19 protein-coding genes are annotated in these 17,742 nt (G+C 69.5%); 7 read left to right on the top strand and 12 right to left on the bottom strand.

Annotation, left to right across the window (positions count from 1 at the left end; genetic code table 11):
* Positions 1-16: 16 nt before the first annotated feature.
* The 4 genes from ABZ848_RS36645 to ABZ848_RS36630 all read right to left on the bottom strand — a co-directional run bounded on the left by ABZ848_RS36645 (position 17) and on the right by ABZ848_RS36630 (position 4,160).
* Complete coding sequence (locus ABZ848_RS36645; RefSeq protein WP_360838971.1) at positions 17-700, bottom strand: ABC transporter ATP-binding protein; 684 nt, start codon at positions 698-700, stop codon at positions 17-19.
* A 38-nt stretch (positions 701-738) separates the two neighbouring features.
* Positions 739-2,223 (bottom strand): FtsX-like permease family protein, encoded by a 1,485-nt coding sequence (locus tag ABZ848_RS36640; protein ID WP_360838970.1) that lies wholly within the window; start codon positions 2,221-2,223, stop codon positions 739-741.
* Between the two features lie 135 nt (positions 2,224-2,358).
* A complete protein-coding gene (locus ABZ848_RS36635) occupies positions 2,359-3,624 on the bottom strand; it encodes an Ig-like domain-containing protein (protein ID WP_360838968.1) in 1,266 nt (421 codons plus the stop codon).
* 191 nt (positions 3,625-3,815) lie between these two features.
* Positions 3,816-4,160, bottom strand: a complete 345-nt coding sequence (locus tag ABZ848_RS36630; RefSeq protein WP_360838967.1) for a hypothetical protein — start codon at positions 4,158-4,160, stop codon at positions 3,816-3,818.
* Positions 4,161-4,269: 109 nt separating this feature from the next.
* Between ABZ848_RS36630 and ABZ848_RS36625 the strand changes: the two genes are divergently transcribed.
* Positions 4,270-4,575, top strand: a complete 306-nt coding sequence (locus ABZ848_RS36625) for an LPXTG cell wall anchor domain-containing protein (protein ID WP_360838966.1) — start codon at positions 4,270-4,272, stop codon at positions 4,573-4,575.
* Positions 4,576-4,588: 13 nt separating this feature from the next.
* Here the strand turns inward: ABZ848_RS36625 and hutH are convergent, their stop codons facing one another.
* The 3 genes from hutH to ABZ848_RS36610 all read right to left on the bottom strand — a co-directional run bounded on the left by hutH (position 4,589) and on the right by ABZ848_RS36610 (position 8,228).
* On the bottom strand, positions 4,589-6,127 hold the full coding sequence (gene hutH / locus ABZ848_RS36620; protein ID WP_360839174.1) for a histidine ammonia-lyase: 1,539 nt from the start codon (positions 6,125-6,127) through the stop codon (positions 4,589-4,591).
* Positions 6,128-6,191: 64 nt separating this feature from the next.
* Positions 6,192-7,340 (bottom strand): GGDEF domain-containing protein, encoded by a 1,149-nt coding sequence (locus ABZ848_RS36615; protein WP_360838964.1) that lies wholly within the window; start codon positions 7,338-7,340, stop codon positions 6,192-6,194.
* 87 nt (positions 7,341-7,427) lie between these two features.
* Complete coding sequence (locus tag ABZ848_RS36610; protein ID WP_360838962.1) at positions 7,428-8,228, bottom strand: enoyl-CoA hydratase-related protein; 801 nt, start codon at positions 8,226-8,228, stop codon at positions 7,428-7,430.
* 680 nt (positions 8,229-8,908) lie between these two features.
* On the opposite strand from ABZ848_RS36610, the gene ABZ848_RS36605 reads away from it, so the two are divergent.
* On the top strand, positions 8,909-9,400 hold the full coding sequence (locus tag ABZ848_RS36605) for a hypothetical protein (protein ID WP_360838960.1): 492 nt from the start codon (positions 8,909-8,911) through the stop codon (positions 9,398-9,400).
* Positions 9,401-9,919: 519 nt separating this feature from the next.
* Here ABZ848_RS36605 and ABZ848_RS36600 read toward each other — a convergent pair.
* The 4 genes from ABZ848_RS36600 to ABZ848_RS36585 all read right to left on the bottom strand — a co-directional run bounded on the left by ABZ848_RS36600 (position 9,920) and on the right by ABZ848_RS36585 (position 13,745).
* A complete protein-coding gene (locus tag ABZ848_RS36600; RefSeq protein ID WP_360838958.1) occupies positions 9,920-11,014 on the bottom strand; it encodes an adenylate/guanylate cyclase domain-containing protein in 1,095 nt (364 codons plus the stop codon).
* Between the two features lie 188 nt (positions 11,015-11,202).
* Complete coding sequence (locus ABZ848_RS36595; protein WP_360838956.1) at positions 11,203-12,063, bottom strand: biotin--[acetyl-CoA-carboxylase] ligase; 861 nt, start codon at positions 12,061-12,063, stop codon at positions 11,203-11,205.
* Between the two features lie 132 nt (positions 12,064-12,195).
* The gene (locus ABZ848_RS36590) at positions 12,196-13,353 is read right to left on the bottom strand and encodes a transposase (RefSeq protein WP_360838955.1); all 1,158 of its coding nucleotides are present in this window, start codon (positions 13,351-13,353) and stop codon (positions 12,196-12,198) included.
* A gap of 110 nt (positions 13,354-13,463) precedes the next feature.
* Entirely contained in the window at positions 13,464-13,745 is a 282-nt protein-coding gene (locus ABZ848_RS36585) for a hypothetical protein (protein WP_360838953.1), read from the bottom strand.
* Positions 13,746-14,161: 416 nt separating this feature from the next.
* On the opposite strand from ABZ848_RS36585, the gene ABZ848_RS36580 reads away from it, so the two are divergent.
* The 4 genes from ABZ848_RS36580 (at position 14,162) to ABZ848_RS36565 (ending at position 16,836) form a co-directional block, all read left to right on the top strand.
* Positions 14,162-15,757, top strand: coding sequence for an acyl-CoA carboxylase subunit beta (locus tag ABZ848_RS36580; protein ID WP_360838952.1), 1,596 nt, complete (start codon positions 14,162-14,164; stop codon positions 15,755-15,757).
* Between the two features lie 9 nt (positions 15,758-15,766).
* The gene (locus tag ABZ848_RS36575) at positions 15,767-15,976 is read left to right on the top strand and encodes an acyl-CoA carboxylase epsilon subunit (protein WP_360838950.1); all 210 of its coding nucleotides are present in this window, start codon (positions 15,767-15,769) and stop codon (positions 15,974-15,976) included.
* 105 nt (positions 15,977-16,081) lie between these two features.
* Positions 16,082-16,210 carry a hypothetical protein gene (locus tag ABZ848_RS36570; RefSeq protein ID WP_360838949.1) on the top strand — a complete coding sequence of 43 codons (129 nt, stop codon included), beginning with the start codon at positions 16,082-16,084 and terminating at the stop codon, positions 16,208-16,210.
* Between the two features lie 5 nt (positions 16,211-16,215).
* Positions 16,216-16,836 (top strand): nucleoside triphosphate pyrophosphatase, encoded by a 621-nt coding sequence (locus tag ABZ848_RS36565; RefSeq protein WP_360838948.1) that lies wholly within the window; start codon positions 16,216-16,218, stop codon positions 16,834-16,836.
* Here the strand turns inward: ABZ848_RS36565 and ABZ848_RS36560 are convergent.
* Entirely contained in the window at positions 16,805-17,281 is a 477-nt protein-coding gene (locus ABZ848_RS36560; protein ID WP_360838946.1) for a hypothetical protein, read from the bottom strand. The genes ABZ848_RS36565 and ABZ848_RS36560 overlap by 32 nt on opposite strands.
* 365 nt (positions 17,282-17,646) lie before the next feature.
* Here ABZ848_RS36560 and ABZ848_RS36555 point away from each other — a divergent pair.
* Positions 17,647-17,742: biotin carboxylase N-terminal domain-containing protein (locus ABZ848_RS36555; RefSeq protein ID WP_279617129.1), on the top strand; the 96-nt coding region annotated here is incomplete at its 3' end.

Genomic DNA, 17,742 nt, shown 5'->3' with positions numbered 1-17,742 from the left:
TTACCGATCCGCGTTGTTACGCCCCCGCGTTCTCCTTGACGGTCAGCTTGCCCTTGCGGATCGTGGCCAGGCGCGGGGCCTTCTTCGCGATTGCGGAGTCGTGGGTGACCATGATGAAGGTCAGGCCCAGCTCCTTCCACATCCGCTCCAGTACGTCCATGATCTCGTCGCGCATGGACTCGTCGAGGTTTCCGGTGGGTTCGTCGGCGAGCAGCACCTTCGGCTGCTTCACCAGGGCCCGCGCGATGGCGACACGCTGCTGCTGGCCGCCGGACATCTCGCCGGGCAGGTGTCCCAGCCGCTCGCCGAGACCGACCGACGTCAGTGCCTCGGCCGCCCGCTCGCGTCGCTCCTTGGTCTTCACTCCGAGGGGTACGAGGGCGGTCTCGACGTTCTCCTGGGCGGTGAGCGTCGGGATGAGGTTGAAGGACTGGAACACGAAGCCGATGTTCTCGCTGCGGACGCGCGTCAGCTTGGCCTCGGAGAGCTTCGCCAAGTCGGTGCCGTCCAGGACGACTTCGCCCTCGGTGGGCCGGTCGAGCCCGCCGAGCATCTGCAGCAGCGTGGACTTGCCGCCGCCGGTCGGGCCCTGGATGACGAGCCGGTCGCCGTCGGCGATGGACAGGTCGACACCGTCGAGGGCGTGGACGGTGTCCTTGCCCCGGGTGTAGCGCTTGGTGACGTTTCTGAGTTCGTACATGGCGTGACTCCTGGGATGCGTAAGGAAGTTGGGGTCGACTACTCGACACGCCGCAGCGCGTCCGCCGGACGCAGTCGCGACGCCCGCCAGCCGCCGAACGCACCCGCGATCAGGCCACCCGCAACCGCCAGGCCCACCGCCAGGACGATCGTCGTCACGTTCACCGGGGCGGTGAGGGCCACCTCGAGGGTCTTCGCCGCCTGCCGGCCCGGGCCGGCGAAGCCGCCCCCACCGGGGCCACCGGCGCCACCGGCGCCACCACCGTTGCCGCCGCCCCCGCCCAACTGGGCCTGCAGCGTGGGGCTGATGCTGGTGACGACGTACGCGCCGCCCAGGCCGAGCGCGATGCCCAGCGCACCGCCGAGCAGCCCGTTCACCATCGCCTCGCCGACGACCTGCCGGGTCACCCGGCCGGACTTCCAGCCCAGCGCCTTCAGCGTGCCGAACTCGCGCACCCGGCGGGAGACCGCGGAGGAGGTGAGCAGACCGGCGACCAGGAACGCGGCCACGAGCACCGCGATGGACAGCCACTTGCCGACGTTCGTCGCGAGCGAGGACGCGGTGGAGAGGGAGCCGGAGACGGTGTCGGCGAGGTCGGCGGAGGTCGTGACCGTCGTACCCGAGACGTTCTTCTGGATGGTCGACTTGACGGCCGAGATCTGCTTGGAGTCGGTCGCCTTTACGTAGATCGTGGTGACCTTGTTCTTCTCGTCGGCGAGCGTCTGGGCCTGCTTCAGCGGCATGTACAGGTTGGCCGCGGAGTCACCGCTGGTGGCCGTGGCGATGCCGATGATCTTGTACTTGACGCTGTTGATGGTGACGGTCGAACCGACCTTGTACTTCTTCTCCTTGGCGTACGCCGAGTCGGCCACCAGCACCTTGGAGTTGGTCTCGGTCGTCTTGAAGGTGCGGCCGCTGGTGATCTTCGAGGAGGTCAGCGGGCCGATGTCGGACTTGGTGACGTCGGTGCCGTAGACGCTGTACTGGTTGACGTCGAAGTTGGCGCCACCGCCCTGCACCTCGCCCTGCGGCGCGCCGTTGCCGCCGCCGTTCTGCCCGCCACCGTTCTGGCCGCCGCCGTTCCCGCTCTGCTGGTTCTGCTGGAACTGGCCGCGGGTGAACTGGCCGCTGATCTTCGTCACGTTGAGGCTCAGCCCGCCGACCGCGGTGGCGACGCCCTTCTGGTCGGCGACCTTGGTGACGGTCGAGGAGGCGAGGGTGGTGAAGCCCTGCACCCGGACCCGGTCGCTGCTCTGCGTCTTCGACGAGTCGTTGTTCTGCGCGTCGAACTGGAAGCGCGGCTGCTGCGAGCTGCCCGCGGTGGGCGTCGCGGCCTTGCTGACCGTCATGTCCGTACCCAGGCCGTAGAGCGACTGGAGGACCTTGTCCTGGGCCTTGCCCATGCCGGACGACACGGAGCTGACCACGATGACCAGCGCGATTCCCAGCGCGAGCCCGGAGGCGACGACGAGGGCCGCCTTTCTGCGGCGGCGCAGTTCGCGCCTCAGGTAGGTGAAGAACATGGCCGCAAGGTAGGGACGGCGCGTGATGACTGGATAAGGCCGAAATAAGAGATGCATGAGAAGGCTGTGGCCGACCCCAGAAACACCGATGCCGCCCCTGGGGGCGGCATCGGAAAGCTGTGAGGTACCGGTGGCTCAGACGGCCGAACCGGCCTTCCAGTCGGCCCAGCTGAGGTTCCAGCCGTTGAGGCCGTTGTCCGGCTGGACTGTCTTGTCGCCGGTGTTGGAGACGACCACGACGTCACCGATGATCGAGTGGCTGTACATCCAGTAGCCCGCCGTCCCGGTGTCGTTGGCGCCCTTGGTGTCCGACAGGCCCACACAGCCGTGGCTGGTGTTCACCGAGCCGAAGATGGACTTCGCGCCCCAGTAGTTGCCGTGCAGGAAGGTGCCGGAGTTGGTGAGCCGGATGGCGTGCGGCACGTCCTTGATGTCGTACTCGCCCTTGCCGTCGTCGTCGGTGAAGCCCACGGTCGCGCCGTTCATGCGCGTCTCCTTGAACTTCTCGGACATCACCATGATGCCGTTGTACGTCTTGTTCTCCGGCGAACCGGCCGAGATCGGGATGGTCTTGATGGTCTGGCCGTCCTGCGTGACCTTCATCTGCTTGGTCTTCGCGTCGACGTAGGAGACCTGGTTGCGGCCGATGTGGAAGGTGACCGTCTTCTGCTGCACGCCGTAGACACCGGAGGCACCCTCGACGCCGTCGAGCGCGAGCTTCAGCGTGACGGTGGAGTTCTCCTTCCAGTAGTCCTCGGGGCGGAAGTCGAGGCGGTTGGCGTTGAACCAGTGCCCGACGACCTCCTGGCCGCTGCTGGAGGAGACCGTGATGCCCTTCTGGACCGCGGCCTTGTTGGTGATCGCCTTGTCGAAGTTGATCGACACCGGCATGCCCACGCCGACGGTGGAGCCGTCCTCGGGCGTGAAGTTGCCTATGAAGCTGTTGGCGGGCGAGACCGTGGTGAACGAGGCGTTCTCGTGCGCGACCAGACCGCTGGAGTCCTTGGCCTCGGCGGTGACCTTGTAGGTGGTCGAGCGCTCCAGCTGGGCGCTCGGCTTCCAGCTGGTCTTGTCGGCGGACAGCGCGCCCGCGACCGCCGTACCGCTCGCCGTCGTCATCTTCACGCTCGTGAGCGTGCCCTTGCTGACGGTGACCGCGGCGGAGTTGTTGATGGAGGCGTTGTCCGTGCCGTCCTTGGGCGTGATCTTGATGTCGGCCTCGGAGGACTTCTTGGCCGCCGCCTCGTCGGCCTTGGCCTGCGAGGTGTCGTTCCCGCTGCCGGAGGACTTGTCGTCGCCGCCGCCGGAACAGGCCGAGAGCACCAGAACCCCGCCGAGCAGTGCGGACGCGGCCGCGAGGCCCCTGCGCCGCTTACTGTTCGTCATCACACGCTTCTCCATCGTTGCCACAACTACAGCCGTCAACGAACTTCAACGCTACGACCGGTCCCGCCCGTTCCACATTCCTGGGATGTGTGGGGCACACCACGTTCGCCGGGGCGAATGACGTCGATGTCGGTCGGTGCGCACCCCTGAGACGACGAAACCCCGGACGGCGGTTGCCACCCGGGGTCACGATTTCCCCAAGCCGCTCAGCCGACGCCGTCCTCCTCGTCATCTTCTTCGACATCATCCTCGTCCAGGTCCCAGTCCGGCGAATCGGGGTCGTAGTCGACCGGCTCGCTCGACCAGGAGGCCTGTGCGAGCTCCACCCCCGGCACCTCGTTGACCAGGTCGAACGGGTCGACGAGATGCGCGAGGGCCTCCGCGGTGTCTTCCGTCACAGCGTTCTCGGCGTGTACCCGCTCATCGGCCGGCATATCGGGCTCGTCGGCGATCCGCCGCAGCGCCGCCTTGGTGACGGCGTCCGCGTCCTCGACTTCAACGACAAGCTCCACCCGAAGCCGGACAAATTGGGACGTCTCTTCATTACTCATGGCGCGAGCGTAAGGCTCAAACCTCCCGTGACTTTCCCGTGACCCGCGCCTTTCACTAACATCGCTCCACACGGCCAATTCGCCAGCGCCACAAGGGGATCGATATTCCGTGTCATCCGCTCGCCGTCCGTTGCTGACCGCCACCGCCGCAGGCACCCTGCTGGGCGCCCTGTGGTTCGTCCCGTCCGCCAACGCGACCCAGGACACCCCGGCGAGAGACCAGCCCTCGGCGACCGCGACGACGCAGGCCAGGCCGGCGACGCAGGAGTCCTCGGCACCGTCCGTGGACGGCACCGAACTCGCCGACACGGGAAGCATCGACACGACTCCGTACGTCGTCGGCGGCACCCTCTTCCTCACGCTGGGTGCCGGTTTCATCGTCTATTCGGTACGCCGCGAACGCCTCGGCTTCTGACGGCGGTTGACGCCTACCGCAGCGGCCCGGTGACGGTCTCCACCGCGGCCACGACATTCCCGCCCCGCACGAACGCGTCCGCCGCCGCGAGGTCGGGCGCCAGGAACCGGTCGGGCCCCGGACCCTGCACACCCGCGGCCCGTACGGCGTCGATGACCGCCTGCGAGGCCGGCGCCGGGGTCAGCCCCTCGCGCAGCTGGATGGCCCGGGTGGCGGCGTACAGCTCGACGGCGACCACGCGCGAGAGGTTGTCGACGGCGGTACGCAGCTTGCGCGCGGCCGACCACCCCATGGAGACGTGGTCCTCCTGCATGGCGGACGAGGGAATGGAATCGGCCGAGGCGGGCACGGCGAGCCGCTTCATCTCGCTCACCAGCGCGGCCTGCGTGTACTGCGCGATCATCAGCCCGCTGTCCACCCCCGCGTCGTCGGCGAGGAACGGCGGCAGCCCATGGCTCCGGTTCTTGTCGAGCAGCCGGTCGGTCCGCCGCTCGGCGATCGAGGCGAGATCAGCGACGGCGATGGCGAGAAAGTCCAGGACATAGGCGACAGGCGCCCCATGGAAGTTCCCGTTGGACTCCACCCGCCCATCGGGCAGTACGACGGGATTGTCGACGGCGGAGGCGAGCTCCCGCTCGGCCACCACCCGCGCATGCGCGATGGTGTCCCGCCCGGCCCCGGCGACCTGCGGAGCACACCGCACCGAGTACGCGTCCTGAACCCGGGGCGCATCGTCCTGATGATGCCCGGTGAGCTCCGAACCCTTCAGTACGGCAAGCATGTTGGCGGCGCTGGCCCCCTGCCCCGGATGCGGCCGGATGGCGTGCAGCTCGGGCGCGAGCACCTTGTCGGTCCCCAGCAGCGCCTCAAGGCTCAACGCGGCCGTGACGTCAGCGGACTTGTACAACATGTCCAGATCGGCCAGAGCCATCACCAGCATCCCGAGCATGCCGTCGGTGCCGTTGAGAAGGGCGAGCCCCTCCTTCTCCCGCAGCTCGACGGGCTCGATCCCGGCCTCGGCCAGCAGCTCGCCGGCGCCCCGCACGACCCCGTCCGGGCCCTCGACCTCGCCCTCCCCCATCAGCGTGAGAGCGCAGTGGGAAAGCGGCGCGAGGTCCCCGGAACACCCCAGCGACCCGAACTCGTGCACGACGGGAGTGATCCCGGCGTTGAGCACGTCGGCCATGGTCTGCGCGACCTCGGGCCGAACCCCCGTATGCCCGGAACACACGGTCTTCAGCCGCAGGAACATCAGAGCCCGTACGACTTCCCGCTCCACCCGCGGCCCCAGCCCCGCCGCGTGCGACCGCACGATGTTCCGCTGCAGCTGGGCCCGGAGCTCCTGGCTGATGTGCCGGGTCGCCAGGGCCCCGAAGCCGGTGCTGACGCCGTAGACGGGCTCGGGCTTGGCGGCCAGCGCGTCCACGATCTCCCGCGCCGCGGCCAGCGCCGCGACCGCCCCCTCGGAGAGCTCGACCCGGGCCCCGCCACGCGCCACGGCGAGAACGTCGGACGCGGTCACCCCGGACGTCCCCACCACCACAGTGTGCATATCCATATTCAGGAGCGTACGCAGTGAAGACGAAGATGTCACTACCGGGTGGCCGATACGACCCTTACACCCGCCGCCCCCGGAAACGCCGCCGTTCGACGGCCGCCTCCCCGGAGGGCGCGTCGGCCAGCCGCACCACGGGATCATCGGGCCCGTCCCGCCCGGCCACGACGGGCTTGGCCGCACGCTCGGCCTTGGCCCGGTACTGAGCGGCATCAGCAAGCCGAAACAACCGCCGAGCCGACCGTACGACCCCAATCGGATCCTCGGTCGAGGCAACCCCGCAGGCCACCCCCTCCCCCAACTCCAACTCGGCAGCCCTCCGACACAGCTCATCGGCGGCCTTCACAACCTCATCAGCACTCGGTCCCACCGCCAGCAGGCAGAACTCATCACCCCCGAGCCGCGCCGCAAGGGCCCCCGGCAACATCGCGCCGCACAAGGACAACACCGACCCGAACCGCTCAAGCAGCCGATCCCCCACGGCATGCCCCCGAGTGTCATTGACCCTCTTCAGCCCATTCAGATCACAGACAACAAGACTGACCACCGTCCCATCGGCCCGATGCCGCTCAATAGCCTCGTCGAGCTTGACGTCCACGGCCCGGCGATTGGCAAGCCCCGTCAGAGCGTCGGTATAGGCGAGCCGCCGGGCCTCCTCCAGCCGCTCGGCCTGGGCGATCCCGGCGGCGACGACGGCGGCCAGTACGGTGGCGAAGTCGGCGTCGGCCCGGTCGAAGACGGGCGTCCCGGCGGGCCGGGCGACGTACAGCTCACCCCAGGCGCGCCCGTTCAGCACGATGGGCGCGACGACACAGCAGCCGCGCCCCCGCCGTCGCAACGCGGCGACACGTTGATGGACATACCCCGGCCGACGCCCGGCCGCAGGCCCTTCAGCGGTCTCCACCCAGGCGTTGGGCTCACCCCCGCCGGCCCACCGCTCATGCAGGAACTCGGTGATCTCCGGAAACTGATGCACCGGGTAGGACTCGTCATCCGGAAACTCGTCCTCCCCCTCGGCCCGCTCCCCCACATTGACCAGCACCCGGAGCCGCCCGAGCTCCCGCTCCCACACGGACAGCGCGGCAAAACTCCCCCCGAGCGCGCGGCACGCCCCGACAGCAGCCGCCCGCCAGGCCCCGCGGGAGCCGTGAGCGGCCGCCATGCCCTGCGCCAACGCAACGACAGCCGCGAGCCGCTTGTCCTCACCCATTACTCCAGGTTAGGGAGGTTTGCGGGGATTCGTGGATGTTGATACGGCGCTGGGGTGACCGGCCCCGAATGCCGGACAGGTCGCTGCTCACTCACCGGGCCACTGGGGCGCGCGCTTCTCATTGAAAGCCGCCACCCCCTCCGCCCGATCCCCCGAGAACGCCACCGCCCGCCAAGCCGCGTCCTCGACCTCCAGCCCAGCCCGCAGATCGAGCCCCTGCCCCAGCCGCAACGCACGCTTGGCGGCCCGCAACCCCACCGGCGAATTCGCCGCGATACGCGCCGCCAGCGCCAATGCAGCCTCCCGATCGAGCCCCTCCCCCACCAGCTCATCAACAAGCCCCAGTTCCCGAGCCTCGGCGGCCTCCAGCCTCCGGGCGGTGAAGATCAGCTCGGCCGCCCGAGCGGCCCCCACCCGCCGCGGCAGCAGCTGCGTACCCCCACCCCCCGGAATGACCCCGACCGACACCTCAGGCAGCCCCACCACGGCCGTACCGTCGGCCACGATCAGATCGCACGACAACGCGAGCTCAAACCCCCCGCCCAGCGCGAACCCGTGCACCGCGGCGATGGTCGGCACGGGCAGCTCCAGCACCCCGGTGTAAGCGCCGCGCGCGACGGGCCGCTGCCGCACGAGATCCGCGTCGCTGAAGGAGTTCCGCTCCTTCAGATCCGCCCCCACACAGAACGCCCGCTCATGCGTGGAGGTCAGCACGACGACCCGCACGTCCCGGTCGGCGCCCAGCGCGGCGCACGCTCCCGCGATGGACCGCGCCATGTCCGTCGACACGGCGTTCATGGCCTTGGGCCGGTCGAGGGCGAGCTCCGCGACATGCCCGTCCGCATGCCTCCGCACCAGCACGAACTCCCCGAACCGCTCCTCGCTCATGACACCCTCCGGTTAACGCGGGTTAACATCCGACGCCCCGATCATCCCAGCAGCACCGCGCCAGGAAAAGCCCGACGCCGCCCGGTTCCCACTCCTCGGCCCGACACCCCGTTCGAGTGACATCCCACCCAACTCCCAACCGACCGCCCACAGGAGCGCATAACGTGCGTCCGCCACGGCGCATCGGGGGCGCGAGCGCATCGGGGAGGGACGACGAGATGACAACGAACACAGCGACGAAGCCACGGACGGCGGGGGTTGCGGGGGCTTCGGGGGGTGCGGCCGCTTCGGGGAGTACGGCCGCTTCGGGGAGTGCGGGAACACCGGGGGCTCTGAGGACACCGGAGGCTGCGGGGATTGCGGCGGCTGCGGGGGTATCGGGAGCTACGAGGACACCGAAGGCTCCCGGGGCTGCGAGCGCACCGAAGGCTCCCGGCGCATCGGGGACACCGGGGACTACGGGGACTACGGGGACTACGGGGACACCGGGAATTACAGGAGCTAGGAGGACTCCGAGGGCTGGGGAGACTCGGGGCACTGGAGGGACTCCCGGGACTCCCGGGACTCCCGGCGCTCCCGAAGCCACCGCCCCCGCCCCCGACCCCGCCCCCACCCCCGGCCTCCGCCTCTTCGGCCCGCGCGTCCGGGGCCGTCACCGCAGGCCTCGCCCGCGCAAGCTGATGCTGGCGGCCGGCGGGGTCGCGCTGGCCGCGGGTGTGCTGAGCCTCGTACGGATGGCGCCCGAGTCCGGCAACGGCGGTTACGGCACCGCGGAGGCGGAGCCCCGGCAGGACCCCGTAACCGGAGCCGAGCGCTCGACGAACACCGCGGCGACCGTGCGCACGGTCCCCCACGTGAGCCCGTCGGCAACGTCACCGATGGGCGGCATCAGCGGCACACCGACGGCGGGGTCGACCCTCGTACCCCTACCAACCACATCCACGCCCCCGACGCCCCTGAACCAGCCCGACGCGACAACGATCCCGGAGGCCCCGAACACTCCAGCCCCCACAACCACCCCACACCCACCCACGACGACCAACCCCGCCCCGCATTCCCCTCCCCCGGTGGACCGCACCACACCCCCACCCACCCCCCAGCCGACGCAGACGTCCAACCCCGGCCTGTGCGTCCCCTTGGTCGGCCTGTGCGTGGGCCCACTGGCCCGCTGAGCAATCCCGCCCCCCGAGCCGCCCACAAACGGGAGCGGACCACCACCGGCCCCCACCCACGGCCGCCCACCCACCGAAGCGAATCGGGACCGGCCCACACACCGAAGCAAGTCGGAGCCGACCCCTCAGCCCACATGCGCCCTCGCACCGAAACAAGTGGCGGCCGAACCCACCACCCCTCAGCCACCCACGCACCGGAGCCAGCGGGGTGGGCCAGGGCCCACCGCCCAGCAGCCGCCCACGCACCGAAACAAGTCACGGCTGGGCCCACCGGCCCGCAGCCGCCCACACACCGAAACGAGTCGCGGCCGACCCCACCGTCCCGCAGCCGCCCACGCACGGGAGCGGGTCGGGGCGGTGCGGCGCAACCCGCCGCGTACATGGCATTCGGACGGCCCCGCCTCTCAAAGAAACGGCAAGACCGTAGGCGGCGGGTTCGCCGTACCGCCCCGACCCCGACCCACGCACCCGCCCCCGGCGCGCCCCGGCAGACGCCGCCCTACTGCACTGCTCGCCGCCCTACTGCTCCTGCGCCCGCCGAGTGAGCAACCACGGCTCCACCACACCCAACCCCCGCACCGGCCGCTGCCACATCGGCTGCAACGCAAACCGATACACCGGCGGCTCCTCCCCCTCCTTCTCCGCCGCAGCCGCCGCCTCAGCCGCCTCCGCCTCCGACGCCGGCGCCTCCCCGCTACGAATCAGCTCCTCCGCAAACGCCGTATCGACCAAGACAGCATCCCGAGGCGCTATCGACGTAAGCCGAGACGCGAGATTCACCGTCGTACCGAACACGTCCCCCATCCGAGTCGTCACCGTCCCGAACGCGATCCCCACCCGCAGCTCCGGCATCGTCTCGTCATTCGCCATCGTCTCGATGAGCCGCAACGCGATCTCCGCAGCCACCCCCGCGTCATCCGCCGCGTACAACACCTCGTCCCCGAGCGTCTTGATCAGCCGCCCACCATGCGCCGCCACAAGATCCGCCGCCGTCGTCTCGAAGGCCTCGACGAGCTCCCCGAGCTCCTCCTCCTCCATCCGCCGGGTCAGCCGAGTGAACCCCACAAGATCCGCGAACCCGACAGCAAGCCGCCGGTCCACCATCTCCTCGTCGTCGGCGGCCTGCACAACCCGCCCCGCGGACGCCGCAAGCTGCCGCCGCCAGACATAGACAAGGAACTCCTCCAGCTCGGGCAGGAGCAGCTCGACGATCGGATACGTCACCTCGGTACGCGTCATGCCCGGCTCGGGCGGCTCGGTCAGCCCCTCCAGAAAGGAGTCGATCTGCCACTCGGCAAGCCGCGCAGTGGTCTGCCCGGTCGACCGGGCGACCTGCACGGCCATGGCCTCACTCAGCAGCCCCGCCTCGACAAGACCGGACAGCCGCCGCAGGGCCAGCACGTCCGCCTCCGTCAGCGCCTTGGCCTGCCCGATGTCGGCGAACCCCATCGCCCGCCAGAAACGCGTCGCCAGCTCCACGGACACGCCAGCGCTACGAGCCGCCTGAAAGGGCGTGTAGCGCCGCTCGGCGCCGAGGATCAGATGCTCCAGGCGCAGGGCGAGCGGGTCCTCGCCGTCCGCGTCCGCGCCGGAGCCCGTGTCGTCGACGGTCACGCCTGCTGCCCTTCCGATCTGCCGCGGTCAGGTATCGACCGGCCTTAACTCTACGGCAGGTGTGCGCTAGCTCACTCCCGTGGAGCCGACGGTAACTCACCGGATACTGCCGCCGAGGCCCCGGGGCTGCCGCCCCAGCCCCGTCCTTCCTCCTCCCTCCCCGCTCCCCCCTCCCGTCCCCCCGCGACTCACGCCGGCCGCAAGTGCACGACATCCCCCGCCCCCACCGGCTCCTGCACCCCTTCCCCCGTAGCAATCACAAGCCGCCCATCCCCATCAACCGCGACCGCCTCCCCCACAACCACCCGATCCCCCGGCAACTCGGCCCGCACTTCCCTCCCCAACGTCGCGCACCCCGCCGCATACGTCTCCTGCAGCCCGCTCACGCCCGGATCCCCCCCGGCCTCCCGCCACCGCCCGTACCACTCCTCCAGCGACCGCAGCACGGCCCGCAGCAGCGGATCCCGGTCCGTGCTCACCGCGCCCGCGAGCCCCAGCGACCCCGCGGTGGGCACCGGCAGCTCGTCCTCCCTGAGGGTGACGTTGATCCCCGCGCCGATCACCACCCCGTCGTCCCCGGCCCGCTCGGCGAGAATCCCGCCGACCTTGCGCTCTTCCCCACCGATGGAGACGAGCACGTCGTTGGGCCACTTGAGTGCCGTGTCCACACCCGCGGCCCGCGACAGCCCGGTAGCCACGGCCACCCCCGTGAGCAACGGCAGCCACCCCCACCGAGCCACGGGAACCTCGACAGGCTTCAGCAACACGGAAAAGAAAAGCCCCGACCGAGCAGGCGCGGTCCACTGCCGATCCAGCCGCCCCCGCCCGGCCGTCTGCTCCTCGGCGACCAGGACGGCCCCCTCCTGGGCCTTCCCGGCCCCGGCCAGCGCGACCAGATCGGAGTTCGTGGACCCGGTGCTCTGCACCACCTCCACGTCCCGCCACAACCCACCCTCCCGCACCAGCCCACGCCGCAGCGCGACAACATTGAGCGGAGGCCGGTCCAGATCGGACCAACGGCTGTCATCAGAACCATCTCGCGACGTCATGCAAGCCACCCTAGGTGTGTCACCTTCTCGGCCGTGACCGACCGCGCTCCCGCACTCGGCCGGTCACACCTCGTCGCGCTCCCGACTGTCCCCTACGGCAGGACGGTCACGGGTCGCATCTCCCGGCCCCGGCTATACGGGTGGCGGGACGGGCATGGTGACGAATGCCCACGCCGAGCGTGCACGGTCGCGCACGTTGACCCCGGCGACGACGTCAGCCGGGCCGGCGAGCCCACACCGACGACAACGGAAATGGTCCCGGTCGGACCGGTTGGCCCGCTCGGTGTGCCCGCAGCGCGGACAACGCTGCGAGGTATGGCGCGCGTCCACCTCCAAGAACGGCACCCCGGCGCGCTTGGCCTTGTAGGCGAGGTGCTCGCCCAGTTGATGGAAGGGCCAGGAGGAGAACGTGCCCCGCTGGTCGCGGCGAAGCCGTACCCGCTCGCGGATGCCACCGAGATCCTCGACAGCGATTCCCCGACCGGTGCGTTGCGCAACGGACACGATCTCTCTGCTGATCTTGTGGTTCACCTGCGCGGCATGACGCTTCTCCTTCTTCGCGCGACGGGCCAGGCGGCGGGTGGCCGATCGAGTCTGCTTGGCCTGGAGTTCGGCACGCTTACGGGCTTGCCAGCGTCGGTATCGCCCGAGGCGCCGTCCCTGATAGTTGCTGCCGTCGCTGGTCGTGGCCAGGTTGACGATGCCGCGGTCGACCCCGATCCAGTCGACGGGTTCGTACACATCGGGCTCCGAGACATCGCAGGTGGCAACGAGGTACCACTTGCCACCGCGTCGGACGAGGTCGCTCTCGCCCTTGCGGCACTCCACCAGCGTCTTGAACTGCTCGGGCGAGCAGGCGAATCGGACGCCCTTCATCCGCCCGTCCACTGTCCAGATCGACACCGTGCGCGCGTCGTACTGCCAGGACAGGCAGCGGTCGTCGAACGGCTGCGCCGCCTCCGGCCTGAACACGATCGCCGAGCCGACCGCCTTGCGATATCGCCTGGACGTCGGCACACCCAGCTTCCCGGCCCGCAGGCCGGCCTTCAGCGCCGTGTAGGCATCGACGGCCTTCTTCACCACCCGCACCGCTGGCTGCGCCGACAGCCCGAACGTCGCCTTCAGGTCCCCGTACACCTCCTTCTGCAGACCGTTGCGATCCTTCAGCCCCTTGTCGAAGGCCACCTGCGAGGCATAGGCGGCGGCCCGGTTGCAGACACGCAGCGTCGCCTCCAGCGCCGACGCCTGCTCAAGCGTCGGCAGCAGCTTCACCTGGACCACGACCTTCATGCCGCCGGACCGTAGTACGACAGCCGTACGCGCGACCGACACTTCCCACGTGATCATCAATTCCGGCGATCACCAGGACGGTTGTTCGCATTCCCCGGCCCTGCCGCAGATCAGAGCAGCCAATTCCTTACCCGAGGCCGGGCAGGGTCGTTGTTGTCGATCACCACGTCGGCGGCCATTTCAGGTTCGGCCGTCGTGCGATAGAGCCGTTGCCCGGGCAGGTAGCGCCGCTCATAGCGTTCACGGACGACGTCGGCCCCACCGAGCACATCCACGTCACGCACCAGCGCCCGCCGCAGCGTCTCCTCCTCGCCGACGTCGACGAAGATACTCACGTCCCAACATGCCCGTAGCTCCGGCCGGAGCAGGAACACCCCGTCGAACAGCAGCACCGCTCCGTCTGGCGCGACCCGAGCCGGCTCCTGAACGGCCGCATCGGTCCGGTAGTCGAATACGGCGGTGCGATACCGGCGGTCACCACCGGTGAAAGCCGTCGAGCCCGATCCGGATCACATGATCCGGTCTCAACGACGCGAGGTTCTCCGCGAGAGCCTCCACCAGACCGCTCCGCGACAACCGTCCGTCCACCGCACCCGCCTCCGAAAGATCGCCACCCGCTTTCTGTCCCGACGGACACCCACGTAGCCTTCGAGGTGGCACACCGGCGCGGACCCCGACGTCAGGGGTGGTCTTCCTCTCAGACCTCCGGTGGCGTTGGTCTCAGAACCCTGCTGATCCGTGGGCGCCCCACTACTCTACGGATGAGTAACCGTCCCCCCTTTTGAGCAGGCAGGGAGCCGCGAGACCGATGTCCGAGCCGGAAGCGATCGACATTCACACCACCGCGGGCAAGCTCGCGGATCTCCAGCGTCGCATCGACGAGGCGACGCACGCCGGCTCGGCACGCGCCGTCGAAAAGCAGCACGCCAAGGGCAAGTTGACGGCCCGTGAGCGGATCGAGCTCCTCCTGGACGAGGGTTCCTTCGTCGAGCTGGACGAGTTCGCCCGGCACCGGTCCACCAACTTCGGGCTGGAGAAGAACCGGCCGTACGGCGACGGCGTCGTCACCGGGTACGGCACGGTCGACGGGCGGCCCGTCGCCGTCTTCTCGCAGGACTTCACCGTCTTCGGCGGCGCCCTCGGCGAGGTCTACGGCCAGAAGATCGTCAAGGTGATGGACTTCGCGCTGAAGACCGGCTGTCCGGTCATCGGCATCAATGATTCGGGTGGCGCGCGGATCCAGGAGGGTGTCGCCTCCCTCGGTGCCTACGGCGAGATCTTCCGCCGCAACACCCACGCCTCCGGCGTCATCCCGCAGATCAGCCTGGTCGTCGGCCCCTGCGCCGGCGGCGCCGTGTACTCCCCGGCCATCACCGACTTCACCGTCATGGTCGACCAGACGTCCCACATGTTCATCACCGGCCCGGACGTCATCAAGACCGTCACCGGCGAGGACGTCGGCTTCGAGGAGCTCGGCGGTGCCCGTACCCACAACTCGACCTCCGGCGTCGCCCACCACATGGCCGGCGACGAGAAGGACGCGATCGAGTACATCAAGCAGCTGCTGAGCTACCTGCCCTCCAACAACCTCTCCGAGGCCCCGGTCTACCCGGAGGAGGCGGACCTCACCGTCACCGGCGAGGACCTGGAGCTGGACACCCTCGTACCGGACAGCGCGAACCAGCCGTACGACATGCACACGGTGATCGAGCACATCCTGGACGACGCCGAGTTCTTCGAGACCCAGCCGCTGTACGCGCCGAACATCCTCACCGGCTACGGCCGCGTCGAGGGCCACCCCGTCGGCGTCGTCGCCAACCAGCCCATGCAGTACGCCGGTTGCCTCGACATCAAGGCCAGCGAGAAGGCCGCCCGCTTCGTGCGCACCTGCGACGCCTTCAACATCCCGGTGCTCACCTTCGTCGACGTCCCCGGCTTCCTGCCCGGCGTCGACCAGGAGCACGACGGCATCATCCGCCGCGGCGCCAAACTGATCTACGCCTACGCCGAGGCCACCGTCCCCCTCATCACCGTCATCACCCGCAAGGCCTTCGGCGGCGCCTACGACGTCATGGGCTCCAAGCACCTCGGCGCCGACATCAACCTGGCCTGGCCCACCGCCCAGATCGCCGTCATGGGCGCCCAGGGCGCGGTCAACATCCTGCACCGCCGCACCATCGCCGAGGCCGAGGCGAACGGCGAGGACCTCGAAGTCGTCCGCGCCCGCCTGATCCAGGAGTACGAGGACACCCTCCTCAACCCCTACATCGCGGCCGAGCGCGGCTACGTCGACTCGGTGATCATGCCGTCCGAAACCCGCCGCCACGTCGTACGAGGCCTGCGCCAGCTCCGCACCAAGCGCGAGTCCCTGCCGCCCAAGAAGCACGGCAACATCCCCCTCTAAGGAGCCGCGGTGAACATCAAGGTCGTACGGGGCAACCCCACCCCGGAGGAGCTGGCCGCCGCCCTGGCGGTGGTCAGGGCCCGCGCGGCAGCGGCAACAGCGACAACGCCGGAAGCCGCGCGAGCCAAGGACGCCTGGTCCGACCCGGCAAGGATCGCAACCCACCGCCTCCCCCAGCCAGGGCCCACGTCATGGACCCGCACCTACTGGCCCAGCTGAGGCATCACAGGGGCGCGGGGAACCGCGCACAGTAGTACAACCGAGGGCGCCGATTTGAGTACGGCTACTCAGGCGCCCTCGCCGGCCAAGCCGCACGCTAGTGCCATGCTGTGGTCAGACCCTGAGAACGAACCCCCCGAGGAACTCCGCAACATGCAGGACATGCTGCGCAGACTCGGCATTCTCATGGCACTGGCGATGGTCCTGGCGATGATTGTCATCGGACTACGCTGAACCACATGACCGACCACCCCCGCCGCCGCCTCATCCTCGCCTCCCAGTCCCCCGCCCGGCTGAACCTGCTGCGCCAGGCCGGTCTAACACCGGAGGTCATCGTCAGCGGCGTCGACGAGGACGCCGTGACGGCCCCCACCCCCGCCGACCTGGCCCTCGCCCTGGCCGAGGCGAAGGCCTCCGTCGTCGCGGCACGCCCGGACGCCCGCGGAGCGATCGTCATCGGCTGCGACTCCGTCCTCGACCTCGACGGCGAACCCCTCGGCAAGCCCGCGGACGCCGAGGAGGCCACCGCGCGCTGGAAGGCGATGCGCGGCCGCGCGGGCACGCTCCAGACCGGCCACTGCGTGTACGACACCAGCACGGGCCGCTACACCTCCGCCACGGCCTCCACGGTCGTCCGCTTCGGCGAGCCCACCGACGAGGAGATCGCCGCGTACGTGGCCTCCGGCGAACCCCTCTACGTGGCGGGCGCGTTCACGCTGGACGGCCGCAGCGCGCCGTTCATCGAGGGCATCGACGGCGACCACGGCAATGTGATCGGCATCAGCCTGCCCCTGGTCCGCAAGCTGCTCGCCCGACTGGGCGTCGGCATCACGGAGTTGTGGGCGCCGGCGGAGGGCTGACCGGCGAGCCGTCGTCGCCCTTGGTGTCCTCGGGGTCCTCCGCGGCCGGCGCCGGCGGGCGGTCGTACGTCATCAGCAGGAGCACGATGAGCCCGAGCACGATCACCATGAAGAGGAACGCGGACCAGCCCACCAGGCCCCACGCGAAGGCGCCGAGGAGGCCGTGCACGACGGCCGCGCTGATCAGCAGGATGCGGCCGAGGCCGGCCGGCGGCCGGTTGCGCAGGGCCACGAAGAGCGCGGCCACGCCGCACAGCGCGAAGTAGGCGCCGAAGAGGAGTCCGCCGATCTTCGAGGACATCGACATCATGTCCGGGTCGAGCCCGGCCAGGGACATGTCCTGACGGTCGACCACGATCCCGAGGAACCAGTTCAGCGCGGCGACGCCGAACGCCTCCAGGAACAGGATGACCGCCACCACCCACGCCACCGGCCTGCGTATCACCGGTCCCCACCCACTCTCGAGCCGAGCTGTTGTTACCTCAAGTACGTTTCGGTACCTCGCGAACGCTACTAACGGGTAAACCCCGGGACAAGGGTTGTGCCGACCGCAAAGAATCATTGGGCCATTCGTAGGGACTCCACAAAGAAACGGAGTGGCCCGCAGCACGCTCTCACAGAGACCTTGACCACATGAGAGGGCTAGGGTTGCCGCAAGGAGTCCTGCATACCTAGGTGCGACAAGGGATTTCACGGGTCGAGCAAGCCTCGAATCACGCTCCGTGTGGGCAAGCTCACCATTGGGGATGGGTCGAAGTGCCTCGTCGGCAGTCCCTAAACTCGGCTTGTTTCAAGGAGGGAGCCTCAATCGTGCGCAAGGTGCTCATCGCCAACCGTGGCGAAATCGCTGTCCGCGTGGCCCGCGCCTGTCGGGACGCCGGCATCGCGAGCGTGGCCGTCTACGCC

The sequence above is a fragment of the Streptomyces sp. NPDC047081 genome, from assembly GCF_040643775.1.
In the GTDB taxonomy this organism is placed as follows: Bacteria; Actinomycetota; Actinomycetes; order Streptomycetales; family Streptomycetaceae; genus Streptomyces.
The sequence above is the reverse complement of the archived record's forward strand: the minus strand, read 5'-3'. Positions and strand labels throughout refer to the sequence as shown.